Raw genomic sequence first — 14,270 nt, forward strand, 5'->3', positions numbered from 1 at the left:
ACGTGTATTCAATTAGAGCGTAATCTGCTGTAATTATTCATGAATTAACCAAAAGACATCTCTAGAAATTAAATATGCGTCACCCATAACCCTTGTTTTGACGTAGCACTGCTACGTCAAAACAATTCTTTTTCGGAGATGTCTAAAATAGACATAATCTCACACCCAAACACCGAAACACAACTCTGCGTCTGTGTGCCTCTGCGTGAGATTTCTTAAATTCTTACCCTTCAATCGCCCAACTTACTTTAACCATCGCGCCGCATCTTTGGCATGATAAGTCAAAATCAAATCTGCACCAGCGCGTTTAAATCCAGTTAAAGTTTCCATAACTACCCGCTCTTCATCAATCCAACCATTGAGAGCCGCAGCTTTTACCATCGCATACTCACCAGAAACATTGTAAGCCGCAACTGGTAAATTACTCGCTTCCTTCACCCGCCAGATAATATCCATGTATGCTAAGGCTGGCTTAACCATGAGCATATCAGCACCTTCAGCGATATCCAATTCAACCTCTTTGATTGCTTCGCGGGCGTTACCTGGGTCCATTTGGTAAGTTCTTCTATCCCCAAATTGCGGTGTCGAGTCGGCTGCATCCCGAAACGGGCCATAATAACCCGAAGCATACTTCGCAGCATAAGACAAAATCGGCGTATCTTGAAATCCGGCTTCATCCAAACCGACACGAATTGCTTGGACAAACCCATCCATCATCCCTGAAGGTGCGATGATATCCGCACCAGCTTTCGCTTGAGAAACTGCTGTTTTCTTCAGCAATTCCAAAGTTGGGTCATTTAAAACTCGTCCAGTTAAATCACCAACTTGCAGATAACCACAATGACCGTGGCTAGTATATTCACACAAACAAGTATCAGCAATTACAATCAAATCTGGTACTGCTGCTTTTACCGCCGTTGCTGCTTTTTGGACGATACCGCAATCATGCCAAGCGCCAGTGGCATCCACATCTTTATCAGCCGGAATCCCAAATAGAATAATCGCAGGAATTCCTAAGTCATAAACTTCTTTTGCTTCTTCAACAATTTTATCTACCGAAAGTTGGTAGACTCCGGGCATGGATTTCACCTCATTAGCGATTCCCTCACCTGGTACGGCAAATAATGGGTAAATTAAATCGCTTGTTGTTAAAACAGTTTCACGAACCATCCGGCGCAGTTGGGGATGAGTACGCAGACGACGGGGGCGATGTGTAGGAAACATAAAATTTTATGAAGAAAAACAACGCAGATAGACACAAAACAAAGCGTCACAAAAGCAGGCTAAAATTTTCCTGCCATCAGACAGACTACAAACAGTGCTTAACTGTCCTTTGCCCTACTCTTAATCAAGTTGTGGGGCAATTTTGTATTCTACAGCTTGGTTGCACCTATCCGACGGGCTGGAAAAAAAACAACATAGTAAGTAAGCAATTCAAAATTCAAAATGGTAAGACTGTGTGTTGGCAAAAATCTTGGCGAATTGAGGGTTGGAATTTAAACGCAAAGTGGAGGCAGCGCGTTGCGGGGGTTCCCCCCGTTGTAGCGACTGCTGTCGCGCAGAGGGAAACGCAGAGAATTCGCTAAGAATTAATTAAATTTTGTATTTGATAGCAAATAACTGAGAATTACCAATGCCCATACCCATAATCTGTGTTAAAAAACGCGGAAAATATAAGGATAACGGAAGGGTATATCAGGATTGCTGAAAACTCCGATGAGCGCCCAAATAGTTAATCCCCAGTGCAATAGATATCCTAGACCAGCTAGTGGACCCAGCAATAATAGAGGTAAGACTAACCAACCGAATAGAAAAAACAACGCTCCTAGAATCCCTCCATAAAGCCAGACGTTAAAGTGGAAATTGATGGATTCTCTGGCGTTTTCTTTAACAACAGGATCGTCAGATACGAGCAGTATGGTAATAGGTATACCTACAGATATCACCGTTGTACTGAAAAAAATGGCTCCATGAGACAAGGCGGATAGAAGCTTTCGCTTATCTGTGTCGTACATTGCTTTCTCCTATTTAGTCAGATTGTTGGTTATACTACGACCCTATCACGAGCATCGTTGTCTTAAGATTAAAAGACTTACCAGAGTCAAAAAAAATTAAGTTAGCTCACAAACAAATACACTTATGTCAACTGAACTTCAGTCTGAACTTATTCAAGCAGTTGAACTTCGCCGCAACTTTGCGATTATATCTCACCCCGATGCGGGTAAAACGACACTAACAGAAAAACTACTCTTGTACGGAGGTGCAATTCACGAAGCTGGGGCGGTTAAGGCGCGACGGGCACAGCGCAAGGCTACCTCTGACTGGATGGCAATGGAGCAACAACGGGGTATTTCGATTACTTCCACGGTGTTGCAATTTGAATACCGGAATTGTCAAATAAATTTATTAGACACTCCTGGACACCAAGATTTCAGTGAAGATACTTACCGTACCCTTGCCGCCGCCGATAATGCTGTGATGCTGATTGATGCCGCAAAAGGTTTGGAACCTCAAACCCGGAAATTGTTTGAAGTGTGTAAGTTGCGGGGTATCCCGATTTTTACATTTATCAACAAGCTCGATCGCCCAGGAAGGGAACCTCTGGAACTGTTGGATGAAATTGAGCAAGAATTGGGATTGCAAACCTATGCGGTAAACTGGCCAATTGGTATGGGCGATCGCTTCAAAGGTGTTTTTGACCGGCACAAGCAACAAATTCACCTGTTTGAACGCAGCGCCCACGGTAGCCGAGAAGCCCGTGATACCGTAGTCGAATTAACTGATCCGAGAATAGAAGATCAGCTAGAACAAAGCTTGTACTATCAACTGAAAAATGATTTAGAACTTTTAGATGGAGTTGGGCCAGAGCTAGATTTACAGTTGGTACACGAAGGCAAAATGACGCCTGTGTTCTTTGGTAGCGCCATGACTAACTTTGGAGTAGAGTTATTCCTCAAATACTTCCTCGACTATGCCCTCAAACCCGGTTCTCATATCAGCAGTGTTGGCGAAGTTGCCCCTACATACCCGGAATTTTCGGGGTTTGTCTTCAAACTGCAAGCGAATATGGACCCGAAACACCGCGATCGCGTCGCATTTATCCGGGTCTGCACTGGTAAGTTTGAAAAAGATATGATGGTGAATCACGCCCGCATTGGTAAACTTATCCGTCTGTCTCGCCCGCAAAAACTCTTTGCTCAAGAGCGAGAATCGATTGATGTGGCTTATCCTGGCGATGTGATCGGTTTGAATAATCCCGGTGTTTTTGCGATCGGAGATACAATTTACACGGGACAAAAGCTCGAATATGAAGGGATTCCGTATTTTTCGCCAGAACTGTTTGCATCTTTGAGGAATCCCAACCCCTCGAAGTCTAAACAATTCCAAAAAGGCGTTGCGGAATTGCGAGAAGAAGGGGCTGTGCAAATTATGTATTCAACTGATGAAGCCAAGCGCGATCCAATTTTGGCGGCGGTGGGTCAATTGCAATTCGAGGTGGTACAGTTTCGGTTACAAAATGAGTATGGTGTAGAAACCATATTAGAGTTATTGCCCTACAGTGTCGCCCGTTGGGTTGAGGGTGGTTGGGAAGCACTAGAAAAAGTGGGACGGATATTCAATACCACTACAGTTAAAGACAGTATGGCACGCCCAGTGTTACTATTCCGCAATGAATGGAATTGTCAACAATTATTGGGCGACCATCCAGAGTTAAAATTAAGCGCGATCGCTCCAGTGTTTTCTAGTCAACAACCAGTGGAAGAATAATTCACTTGACAAGCAAAACTTGGGCACGGTTGAGTTCCACGGCATCCGAGGTTCGCGCTTTTGCCCAAACGTGGATCACTTAGAAGAGATTGGAGTGCCAGAATTTGTATGCCTTCACACGCCAAATCGTCTTTGGAGGCTGGTTTAGTTGCCCTCAAGCAGGGAAATTACCAAACAGCGATCGCTCAACTAGAACCTATTGCTAGCAGCCAAAGCAGTGGTACTGCTAGCTTACAAGCCCAGGTTGGCTTAGTCATGGCTTATGCTCGCACTGGCGAAGTTCCCAAAGCGATCGCTATTTCCCAGAATCTCATTGAGAGCAACAATCCCCAAGTTCAAGAGTGGGCAACACGCGCTCTCGAACACCTGACAAAACGTAAAAAACCCGATCAAGAATCAAAAAATGTCGAAACTGGATTTGTTGCCTTTGAGAATTCAACCCCAGATTCAACCCCAGACACTCCCCCGGTAACTCCGACATTAGAGGAAAAGCCAAATGAGCAAGTAATAGAAACCAAAAGCGACGACACCCCAGCGATGGTGCCACTAACTAGACTCAAAGCTACGGTAGCGACACCACTACCACCACCTGCCCCTCTAAGTGGCTTTATGGGTTCTGTTACTCGCACCCAAGCCAAATTATTCGGCGTTATTTATTGGCGACAAGCACAACGCGCCAGAGCATGGCAACCACTACGTAAACCGAAATTAATACCTTTGCGGCTACTCTCAGCAGGAACATTCATTGCCCTATTTTGGGTGATGCGAGAAATCCTGAAGTTAGCAATGGGATTGATCAACCAGACTTTAGTTAAACTACCTTATGTGGGTCCGTTGCAGGTTTTATACAACGATCCTACTAAACTTTTGCTAATAGTGTTGGTGATTTTGATCGGAGTATCACCTTGGTTGCTGGATCTGCTACTGGCAAACTTGTATGGTCAGCGAGAATTTTCCAAAGATGTATTGAATACTCATAGCCGCGAAGCTGTTCGGGTGCTACAACGTTGTTGCCAACAACGGCACTGGCCATTACCCAAACTGCGGATTTTACCAATGGCTGCACCAATTATCCTGACTTATGGTAGTTTACCACCTAATGCCAGGATTGTAGTGAGTCAAGGGCTATTAGAGCAACTAGCAGATGATGAAATCGCCACTATTTATGCCACGCAGCTAGGGCATATTGCTCACTGGGATTTTGCTGTGATGTCTTTGCTGCTGCTGGTGACACTACCAACTCATCAACTATATCAGCAAGTGTCGAACTGGGGAGACAAAATATCAACGAAAATTTGGCGCTGGCCGGTGACAATTCTGGCTAGTCTAATTTATGGAGTTTGGTGTTTGCTGACTGGAACTGGATTGTGGTTGTCGCAGTTGCGGCTTTATTATAGCGATCGCGTCGCCTCTGAAATTACTGGTAATCCCAATGCCCTAATTCGTGCCTTACTCAAAATCGCCATTGGCATTGCAGCTGATATCCAAAAAGAAGAACACACCAATTGGCAATTAGAAAGCTTAAATCTCTTGACACCAGTCAGCCACCAACAGAGTTTATCTTTAGGCACTATTGCCAGCAATCTATCTTTTGAATCCTTTTTGAAATGGGATACTGCCAATCCCTATCGCCGATGGTTTACGATTAATAATAGTCATCCTTTAATGGGCGATCGCATCGAACGCCTTTGCCAAATAGCCCGTCACTGGCATCTAGACACCGAACTACATTTGGCTAGCGTTCCATCAAAGGTTAAGCGCCAGTCTTTCTTATTGCAAATCGCTCCCTGGTTGGGAATTCCTCTAGGAGTTCTGCTTGCAGCTTTAGTCTGGCTAACCTGGCAACTAGCATTCGCACTCAAGTTTTTAAATCTAAAGTGGATATATGATGATTCCTCTTTCATTACAGGCTGCCTTCTGATTGGCTTTAGCATCGGTACAGTGATGCGAATTAACTCTTTCTTCCCCGATATTAAACCTGCCACCGTGCAAACTGACGACAGCTTACCCAACCTGTTATCAGACCCTTCTGCTTTACCAATTGACAGCATCAGCGTGCGTCTTGTGGGCAAACTATTAGGTCGTCAAGGCACCAGCAACTCCCTAGCCCAAGATTTAATCTTCCAATCGAGCGCAGGCTTGGTGAAATTACACCACATTTCTTGGTTAGGACAGTCAGGCAATCACCAGGATCTAATCGGGCGGCAAATTATCGTCACAGGTTGGTTTCGGCGAGGAGCAACACCTTGGATCGATATCCAAACCCTGGAAACTCAAAGTGGTAAAACCATTCATAGCCCTCATCCCATTTGGTCTTTTGTGTTGGCAATTGCAGCACTGACTTGGGGCGCATACGTTTTTCTCACTGGTTCATTAGTTATTGGTCATTAGGCACTTGTACTGAGCGTTCGCGTAGCGTCTCGTAGAGAAGCCGAAGTATTGGGCATTGGATAAATTGGGATGTAAACAAAAGTTGCAGGTTTTATTAACAAGTGTTACATTTATTCACACAAACCAGAGCAACCGATGTAACTCAGCACCACAGCTTAGTTGCAAATTTGGATGCTTTTTCCCCTGCTCCATACCTTTTATCTTCCCAACACAGCAGTAAATTAACCAGCCAGTGGCTGGTTTTTGTTTCCAAATATGCTCTCTTGCAGAAAAAAAGGTGTTTTATGTTACGATGAAATAATGCTAACGTCGGAAAATTATGCGCTAAACTAGCTACGTAGAAAATACCGTGGTAATGTAAGGAATGGTATTTGATTCTGCAAAAAAGGGCATAGAAGAAAGCGTGTACTTTAGCAGGCAATAGGCTATTAAATTTACAATTCTTAGAATTAAGGTGTTATTAGCTCACCATATTGTGAGCCTTTGGATTAAACAAGCTTGATCCCGACGAAAAACTGTATTGTTGTATAAGTTGACAGTTTCGAGCAAAAAAATTGGTTAATGGCAGTCTTAGTCAATAGCATCTATTTAAAAGCCAAAGCTAAATGATTCTTTTCTCGCCTTGCCATGTTCATTCAACTCTGGAGGTATAGTTCATGTCCATTCGCCTATATATAGGTAATTTGCCTAAAGATGAAATAGATCGTCAAGATCTGCAAGCAGTTTTTGCAGCAGAAGGTGATGCTGTAACTACTAAATTAATTAAAGACCGCAAAACTGGCAAATGCCGTGGTTTCGGTTTTCTGACAGTCAACAACGACGAACAAGCTGACGAAATCATTGAAAAATATAATGGTCAGATGTTCAAAGATACTCCCATTAAGCTAGAGAAGGCATTACCTCGGACAAAGGGTGAAGAGGGCGAGGAGCAACCTCCTAAACCAGTTACTCTTGCTAGTAGTAGTACCCCCACTCCTATGCCTAACAGAGAAGGCAGCCGTCGTGAGAAAAGCTCTAAGAAGCAGCCTCGTCGTGGCGGCAGTGGTGGCGGAGGTTCTCGTGAAAACAGCACCACAACCACAGATTCAGACGCTATTCGTCCAGATCCTCGTTGGGCTTCGGAATTAGAAAAGCTGAAGCAGATGCTAGCTGCACAAACTACGAATTAATCCTTAAGGGAGAGAAATTAAAAATTAAAAATCAGAATTTTTTTTGATTTTTAATTTTTAATTGTTGATTATGATCTAGCTGCTTAGTTGATGTCTACTTGTAGCTAATTTTGTAAGTGCTTAGACACGCCCAACTTAGCTATTGCATCGCCAAATGATGGAGAATCCAGGATTTAAATCTTAACGCGAGTGGCGCAGAGAATTCCCTAGGACTTCAGAAAATGTTGTAGTTAAAATAAAATTAAGTTTTTGTGATTAGATGGCTCAAAAAACCTGATGGATGTAAATGCAATCGCAGTAATTATCTAGATTTGAGAAGTTATAGCTAGCTGATATGCGTTAGTGAACGGTAGGCGCGTAGGCGCAGCCGGCCGTAGGCATCGCTCTGAAGATAATCTACACTCAAAGTGATACCGATCATTTGCAGCTTCTGTTATGTCCTCAACTCTAGATTCTTTGCCACCTGCGCTCGCTAAAATTGTCCAGCGCTTTCAACGCGCTTCCGAACCGAAGCGGCGCTACGAACAGCTAATCTGGTATGCTCAGAAGCTTAATGAGTTCCCAGAGGCTGATAAATTACCTGAAAATAAAGTTCCTGGTTGCGTGTCTCAAGTTTATATCACCGCAGCCTTGGATGACGCTAAGGTTATGTTTCAGGGCGATTCCGATTCTCAGTTAACCAAAGGATTAGTAGGGCTTCTGGTTGAAGGATTGTATGGACTAACGCCAACTGAGATAGTCCAACTTACTCCAGATTTTATTCAAGAAACAGGTTTAAATGTTAGCCTGACACCTTCCCGTGCTAATGGATTTTACAACATTTTCAAAACCATGCAAAAAAAAGCATTGGAATGTAAGTTAGACCTACCTAACTAAACAGATTAGTACAAATAAATATCAAAAGTTAAGAGTTATAACTTAAGAGTAATGATTTCTTCAATTCCTAACTCCTAACTCCTCACTCCTCATATCATGTCCGTATAAATAGTTATGATTCCCACAGTCATTGCACCCCAACCCCGCTCCGCAAGCAGGGAGGGGAGACAAAGCGTAGCTTTGGCGGGGTGGGTTCTTCGGGTTTAATAAGTAATCAAGCGGACATGATATCACTCCTAACTCTCAATAATAAATTTAGTCTCATGTCAACAAATTTATTATCTCCCTCTGCTGCCATTGGCTTTGGTGGAGTAGTTCAAGAATATCTCTGGAATTGGGAAAATCAGCAATTGCGCGTTGTGTATGAAACCATAGGTAAAGGTTCACCGCTATTGCTACTACCATCTTTCAGCAGTGTTTCGACGCGTTTGGAACTAGGCGAACTTGCCAAGTTACTAGCTCCCCATTTTCAAGTTGTAGCCTTAGATTGGCCTGGATTTGGTGAATCTTCTCGCCCTAGTTTGAATTATCGACCAGAAATATATCAGCAATTTCTAGAAGATTTTGTCAAAGCTATTTTTAATACTCCCATTACTGCGATCGCGGCTGGTCATGCTGCTAGTTACATTTTACAATTAGCTGTGAAACAACCTGCTGCTTTTTCACAGATTGTGTTGTTAGCTCCTACTTGGCGTGGCCCTTTGCCGACAATGGGCGCAAGTCAGCAAATAGCTGGCATTGTGAGAGAATTGGTGCGATCGCCTATACTTGGTCAAGCTCTCTACAAACTCAACACTAGTCAATCTTTATTAAGTTTTATGTACCGCCGTCATGTCTTTACTGACGCCGCTAAAATTACACCCAGTTTCATTGAAAAGAAGTGGCACACGACTCAACAACCAGGAGCGCGATTTGCATCTGCTGCTTTTGTGACTGGTAATCTCGATGCTGTACACAAACAATCTGATTTTCTGGGACTTGTGCAGTCTTTAACCGTACCGCTCATGGTAGTAATTGGAGAATCTAGCCCCCCGAAATCACGAGAAGAAATGAACGCTTTGGTAGCCTTACCAGGAGTGAGAAGCGTTGTAATTTCTGGTTCACTGGGACTACATGAAGAATACCCAGCACTTGTTTTAGAAGCAATTCAAGATTTTTTGTTCTCTTCAGAAAATTGAATCCTCACTTTTCCATCAAAGTATTTAAAACCCCCAGAACCCCTCCCCGCTTGCCTACGGTGTACACACAAGTCGAAAAATGCTCATTTCCCATTGTTCTTTCGTTCTCTCGTTCCCATGCTCTGCATGGGAATGGCTGATTGGAGGCGGAGCCTCTAGTCAAGACATTGAGCCAGAGACTCAATGAATGCATTCCCAGGCGGCAGCCCAGGAACGAGTAAAGCCTTATCAAGTTAGGCTTTTAGGACTTGTGTGTACACCGTAGTCTCCCAAAGGGAGAGGCTAGCGCCAAGGGAAAAGCAAGTGGCATGGGTTTAGGACGAACTAGAACGTTTTGCTACCGATAAGAGGACTTTTCAAATATCCTCTAAGCCTTTCAACTTGTAAGTCCTGTCTAATCTAAAGCACCCAAACCATTATTACCAGCGCCGGCTCGAATTATAGCTGTTATATCTTCAATCGAGGCGCCATTATTTAATAAATTAGCTGCTGTATCAATAAATGAGTTTGGGCTAGAGACTGTGGTAGTTTTTACTACTCCTGGAGTTATAGTAAGACTAGTTATAGTTTCGTCATTTCCGCCTATTGTCCCTCCGTAAGTAGGGGTAATTTTTACAACTCCGTCAAAGTAAGAGCCAGAAGGTAAAATTACCTCGCCACTGACACCGAGAAAAGCACCAGAAGGTCTAATAATACTAACAGCACCACGAGCAGTAGCTTGTTGTGCATTTACTGGCGCGGCTAAAAAATTTCCCACACTCACTAACCCAAATAAGCAGATACTTCCCCGAAGAATTATAGATAAACTATTCATAATTTTATTAACTCCTCATGCTTTTCGCCTTAGGCTCGTTCCCAGATGTTCCTTGGGAATGCAGACTCAACCTCAACTAGCAAAAGTGGAGGCGTAATCATTTTTTAATTTCTTTGGGCAGATAAAAATATATAACCCTTACTTTGAGGATTTTGTTAAGAATGAACATTTTTCTGGTACGTATTCTTACGCAATTGCTCTAGCCATTCTTTGGTGAGGATTTCAGGGTTTATATTGATATCACAAAGCTATGTAAAAGAATCATGAGGAGTCGCGTCATTCACCAACGCTTTGATTCCATTTACTGAGGGTTGATTGAGCAAGTTATGTCTTAGATTAAAGAATCCCCGTCGCCTTAGCGCGGGGAGTGTCAAGAATTACTGTTATCGTAGCGGTAGCGATAGCACAGTGTTCGTAGAAGGGTCATTATGAATTACAAATTGGTAAGCTAAACCATATCTAGTTTGCATATTAAAAATTAATATAACTCTTGTGGGGTGGGCATCTTGCCCGCCCTAATTATGCAAGTTAAATGTGGAACAGCTTATTAAACTCCTACCAAAACGGCCTCCCGCAGCTTGCCAATTACATCACTCAGATTACCCGTGTTCAGGCGGTAACTCAGAGGATGGGCAATCAAGCGTGCTGTACTTTCATACAGAGTAGCGATTTCAATCAAACCATTTTCGCGCAAAGTCCGCCCTGTGGAAACTAAATCGACGATCGCTTCTGACATTCCAGTAATCGGGCCTAATTCCACTGAACCATACAACGGCACTATTTCCACAGGTAAATCGAGACTATGGAAATATTCACGAGCGCAATTCACATATTTTGAAGCAACTCTACCATGTGCCGGTAAATCTAAAGGCGATGTATAAGAACTGGATGCTTTTACCGCCACCGACATCCGACAATGGCCAAACTGCAAATCGACTAAGTGGGCAACTTGCGGCTGTTTCTCCCGCAGCACATCGTAACCGACAACACCCAGATGTGCCTGACCATATTCTACATAAACGGGCACATCCTGCGCCCGTACCAATAACCCTTTTGCTTGTCCGCTAATGTCAGGAATTTGAAGTTGGCGATTTCCTGAATCTAAAAAAGCACTAAAATCTAATCCCACAGCTTGTAGCAGGCGGATGCTATTTTTAAGGAGTTCCCCTTTTGGCAATGCAACAGTCAGCATTCTTTTTCTTAATATCCTTGGCGTTCTGGCAGTTGAATAATATTGAGAATATCTGCTCTAAAAAACTTACCTAAACTTGGTTAGACCTAGTAAAGTGTTCTTTTCCTGCTTCGTCCAAGGTAGTCGGCTACTGCTTGTCCACAGGCGTTAAGTTCCGGTCAAGCCAACCGTACTTTGCTATTGGGAGCATTTTCAAGGTTAGTTGCGGCGTTCTCGTCGCGGTCTTGAATATGCTTGCATTTTTGGCAATTAAATATTCGGTCTGATAACTTCATATCTTGGATATGATTACATTTAGAGCAAGTCTTAGAACTCGGATACCAACGGTCTACAAGTTCAACAGTTGTTCCGTAGTGGGCTTGTTTATAAGTTAACTGACGACGAATTTCATAGAAGCAGTTGTTACTGACAGCCCTAGCCAACTTGTGTAAGCCAATCATTCCCAAAATATTTAAGTCTTCAATGCGAATAATACAAGATTTACGACTTAAGTCAGTCGTCATTTTCTGAGTAGTATCTTGGCGGATATTTGCAATCCGAGCGTTTTGTCTCTGAGTTTTTCGATAAAACTTCAAAGCATTTTTTGAAGCTCTGATTTTTAGCTTTTTATTGCCTAAAATCTTTTGACGATTACGCCATTGAAGCTTACTGAGCTTGGTTTTCGCACGAGTTGTAGAAGCAGGCATATCGTACTTCGAGCCATCAGAACAAGTTCCTAGAACTTTCACACCCAAGTCAACACCGATTTTTTCAATCGGATGAATAATAGGCGGAAGTTTTTCAGCATCTAGTGTAAAGGAAACAAACCATTTATCAGCAGTTCTTGAAACTGTAAATGTCTGAGAACTACATATAAAATTAATCCGTTCCTTAAGTCGGAATGTTTTCAACCCGGGCAATTTAATTTGTTTACCCTCATTGATTACAACTCGATTAGTAAATGGTGTGGCTGGCTCTCCTTTTACCGGATAAATGCCAGCAGTTTTGTAAATAGTGAATGAATCACCTTTTTTCTTTGATTTCTTCTTAGGAAACTCTGATACACCTTTGCGCCATCTCGAAAAAGCATCCTTCAAGTCAATGAACGCTGACTGATATACTGTGGATGGATATAATTTCATCCAGGCATGTTCAGGCTTTTGCATTGTAATTTGAGTAAATACTTTTTTAATGGCATTAAGTCGCTTAGAGTCAGAAGCCAATACATCCTCAAAACTCCAAGATGCTGTAAGTAGGTCTAACCCAAAATTATATACCCAGCGTTTAAAACCAGCATTGCCGCGCATCAAAGAGGTTTCAACATTATTTAGTTTTAATTCTCTCTTGATGGCAAACATAGCTCAACGGGGTAAACTTATTCATGTAAGTGAATATACCCTACTTTAGACAAGGATTAACACCTTGAGCAATTAATTTGACTTTTTCCTTGTATTTACGTAATCCATACAAACCACTAGAAAAGCAATGTACGATTGACAACAAATGTTGAACCAGTTGTTCGTGGGGGGACATTGCCTCACTATTAGCCACTACAACTGTTCCACCTCTATATGCTTACCACAAGCAGCATGAGAATTTTATTAGTTGATGATGAAGTTGAACTAACTCAACCCTTGAGTCGCTTGTTAACTCGTGAGGGTTACACTGTAGATGCCGCTTATGATGGGACATCTGGCAGCACACTTGCACAAGCAGGCAGTTATGACCTACTGATTTTAGATTGGATGCTACCAGGAAAAACGGGGTTAGAGATTTGTCAGGAATTGCGACGCCAAAGTAAAACTACTCCTGTTCTGTTTCTGACAGCTAAAGATACTCTTGATGACCGCGTAGAAGGTTTAGATGCTGGTGCAGATGACTATTTGGTTAAACCTTTTGAACTGCGGGAGTTACTAGCCAGAGTCCGCGCTTTATTGCGTCGTTCGGGTTCTCAAGCCTATGAAAGCACCACTGGACAACTGACTGTAGCTGATTTGGAACTCGATTGTGACAATCAGGTAGCCTATCGCCAAGGAAGGATAATTGAACTTTCGCAAAAAGAAAGCCAGTTGTTGCAATACTTTATGGAACACACTGGACAATTGCTAACTCATGCCCAGATTATGCAAAATTTGTGGCAAGAAGAAGAACAACCTAGTAGCAATGTGATAGCGGCGTTAATTCGCTTGCTGCGGCGTAAGATTGAGGTAGGTAAAGAAACTACGCTGATTCACACAGTTTATGGTAAAGGCTATCGTTTTGGTGCTTCTTCGGTGGAGTCAGTTTAAGGAAGAAATATCTGGAGTTGCCTTCTTCGGTGTACCATACAAATAATGATCGTGTTCGCTAGACCAATCCTCTGGTGCGTCAACAGTTCCGGCGATCGCTTCCAGTACATCCCAAGCATCCCCAGATGATGATGTTTCTTTCAACTCTTGAATTGTAATTACATAACGCGTGTTAGGTGCTAAATCTAAAGGGACATCTGGGCGCAAAACACCCCCGTCAAATACAACTGTTACTCTCTTGTTCATAAAAAACCTCTGAAACTTGTGCAGCAGTTGTGTGAGCTAATCTCAAGTGCCAGAAGCTGAACTGATCGCGCTTCCACAATCATAATAATATAGTGCCGAAAATTGGCAGAAGCAAAATTGCGCGTAGGCGTAGCCCATCGTAGAAATCGCTATTTGCGATCGTTTTAGAGGATGCTTTTAGGCTGTGGTAACGATCGCATAAGCGTTTGCCACAAATAGATAAGCTCTGGTAACAAAACAACTTACAGCTGTTTTCAGGTAAATAGACCACGCGGTAGGGGCACAGCATTGCTCATTGGTGTCAACTTAAGCAAAAAGTAAGCAAAAGATGTAATCTAAGAACATCAATAATGATGTTCTTAGAGATAC

General features: G+C 42.8%; 12 protein-coding genes. 6 read left to right on the plus strand and 6 right to left on the minus strand.

The annotated features are described in order from the left end of the window. Positions 1–243 precede the first annotated feature (243 nt). Both hemB and V7K50_RS03815 read right to left on the minus strand, forming a co-directional pair. Positions 244–1,224, minus strand: coding sequence for a porphobilinogen synthase (hemB, locus tag V7K50_RS03810; RefSeq protein WP_334957420.1), 981 nt, complete (start codon positions 1,222–1,224; stop codon positions 244–246). 431 nt (positions 1,225–1,655) lie between these two features. Further along, positions 1,656–2,015 carry a DUF4870 domain-containing protein gene (locus tag V7K50_RS03815; protein WP_334957422.1) on the minus strand — a complete coding sequence of 120 codons (360 nt, stop codon included), beginning with the start codon at positions 2,013–2,015 and terminating at the stop codon, positions 1,656–1,658. 124 nt (positions 2,016–2,139) lie between these two features. Between V7K50_RS03815 and prfC the strand changes: the two genes are divergently transcribed. The 5 genes from prfC to V7K50_RS03840 all read left to right on the plus strand — a co-directional run bounded on the left by prfC (position 2,140) and on the right by V7K50_RS03840 (position 9,382). After that, the gene (gene prfC / locus V7K50_RS03820) at positions 2,140–3,768 is read left to right on the plus strand and encodes a peptide chain release factor 3 (protein ID WP_334957424.1); all 1,629 of its coding nucleotides are present in this window, start codon (positions 2,140–2,142) and stop codon (positions 3,766–3,768) included. 108 nt (positions 3,769–3,876) lie between these two features. Then, positions 3,877–6,159 carry a M48 family metalloprotease gene (locus V7K50_RS03825; protein WP_334957426.1) on the plus strand — a complete coding sequence of 761 codons (2,283 nt, stop codon included), beginning with the start codon at positions 3,877–3,879 and terminating at the stop codon, positions 6,157–6,159. A gap of 656 nt (positions 6,160–6,815) precedes the next feature. Next, the gene (locus V7K50_RS03830) at positions 6,816–7,328 is read left to right on the plus strand and encodes an RNA recognition motif domain-containing protein (RefSeq protein WP_334957428.1); all 513 of its coding nucleotides are present in this window, start codon (positions 6,816–6,818) and stop codon (positions 7,326–7,328) included. Between the two features lie 435 nt (positions 7,329–7,763). Next, the gene (locus V7K50_RS03835) at positions 7,764–8,204 is read left to right on the plus strand and encodes a SufE family protein (RefSeq protein ID WP_334957430.1); all 441 of its coding nucleotides are present in this window, start codon (positions 7,764–7,766) and stop codon (positions 8,202–8,204) included. 263 nt (positions 8,205–8,467) lie between these two features. Continuing rightward, positions 8,468–9,382 (plus strand): alpha/beta fold hydrolase, encoded by a 915-nt coding sequence (locus V7K50_RS03840; protein ID WP_334957432.1) that lies wholly within the window; start codon positions 8,468–8,470, stop codon positions 9,380–9,382. Between the two features lie 394 nt (positions 9,383–9,776). On the opposite strand, the gene V7K50_RS03845 is transcribed toward V7K50_RS03840, so the two are convergent. From V7K50_RS03845 to V7K50_RS03855, 3 genes are all read right to left on the minus strand, one after another. Beyond that, positions 9,777–10,196 carry a hypothetical protein gene (locus V7K50_RS03845; RefSeq protein WP_334957434.1) on the minus strand — a complete coding sequence of 140 codons (420 nt, stop codon included), beginning with the start codon at positions 10,194–10,196 and terminating at the stop codon, positions 9,777–9,779. Between the two features lie 547 nt (positions 10,197–10,743). Continuing rightward, positions 10,744–11,388, minus strand: coding sequence for an ATP phosphoribosyltransferase (gene hisG, locus V7K50_RS03850; RefSeq protein ID WP_334957436.1), 645 nt, complete (start codon positions 11,386–11,388; stop codon positions 10,744–10,746). Positions 11,389–11,546: 158 nt separating this feature from the next. Next, positions 11,547–12,725 carry an RNA-guided endonuclease InsQ/TnpB family protein gene (locus V7K50_RS03855; protein ID WP_334957438.1) on the minus strand — a complete coding sequence of 393 codons (1,179 nt, stop codon included), beginning with the start codon at positions 12,723–12,725 and terminating at the stop codon, positions 11,547–11,549. Positions 12,726–12,956: 231 nt separating this feature from the next. Between V7K50_RS03855 and rppA the strand changes: the two genes are divergently transcribed. Next, positions 12,957–13,655, plus strand: a complete 699-nt coding sequence (gene rppA, locus V7K50_RS03860; RefSeq protein WP_334957440.1) for a two-component system response regulator RppA — start codon at positions 12,957–12,959, stop codon at positions 13,653–13,655. Here the strand turns inward: rppA and V7K50_RS03865 are convergent. Then, complete coding sequence (locus V7K50_RS03865) at positions 13,647–13,901, minus strand: antitoxin family protein (protein ID WP_334957442.1); 255 nt, start codon at positions 13,899–13,901, stop codon at positions 13,647–13,649. The genes rppA and V7K50_RS03865 overlap by 9 nt on opposite strands. Positions 13,902–14,270 lie beyond the last annotated feature (369 nt).

The organism is Nostoc sp., assembly GCF_036917135.1.
GTDB lineage: Bacteria > Cyanobacteriota > Cyanobacteriia > Cyanobacteriales > Nostocaceae > Nostoc.

Coding starts and splice junctions, on each gene's coding strand:
- hemB (WP_334957420.1), bottom strand. CDS start 1,224: ATGTTTCCTACACATCGCCCCCGTCGTCTGCGTACTCATCCCCAACTG.
- V7K50_RS03815 (WP_334957422.1), bottom strand. CDS start 2,015: ATGTACGACACAGATAAGCGAAAGCTTCTATCCGCCTTGTCTCATGGA.
- prfC (WP_334957424.1), top strand. CDS start 2,140: ATGTCAACTGAACTTCAGTCTGAACTTATTCAAGCAGTTGAACTTCGC.
- V7K50_RS03825 (WP_334957426.1), top strand. CDS start 3,877: ATGCCTTCACACGCCAAATCGTCTTTGGAGGCTGGTTTAGTTGCCCTC.
- V7K50_RS03830 (WP_334957428.1), top strand. CDS start 6,816: ATGTCCATTCGCCTATATATAGGTAATTTGCCTAAAGATGAAATAGAT.
- V7K50_RS03835 (WP_334957430.1), top strand. CDS start 7,764: ATGTCCTCAACTCTAGATTCTTTGCCACCTGCGCTCGCTAAAATTGTC.
- V7K50_RS03840 (WP_334957432.1), top strand. CDS start 8,468: ATGTCAACAAATTTATTATCTCCCTCTGCTGCCATTGGCTTTGGTGGA.
- V7K50_RS03845 (WP_334957434.1), bottom strand. CDS start 10,196: ATGAATAGTTTATCTATAATTCTTCGGGGAAGTATCTGCTTATTTGGG.
- hisG (WP_334957436.1), bottom strand. CDS start 11,388: ATGCTGACTGTTGCATTGCCAAAAGGGGAACTCCTTAAAAATAGCATC.
- V7K50_RS03855 (WP_334957438.1), bottom strand. CDS start 12,725: ATGTTTGCCATCAAGAGAGAATTAAAACTAAATAATGTTGAAACCTCT.
- rppA (WP_334957440.1), top strand. CDS start 12,957: ATGAGAATTTTATTAGTTGATGATGAAGTTGAACTAACTCAACCCTTG.
- V7K50_RS03865 (WP_334957442.1), bottom strand. CDS start 13,901: ATGAACAAGAGAGTAACAGTTGTATTTGACGGGGGTGTTTTGCGCCCA.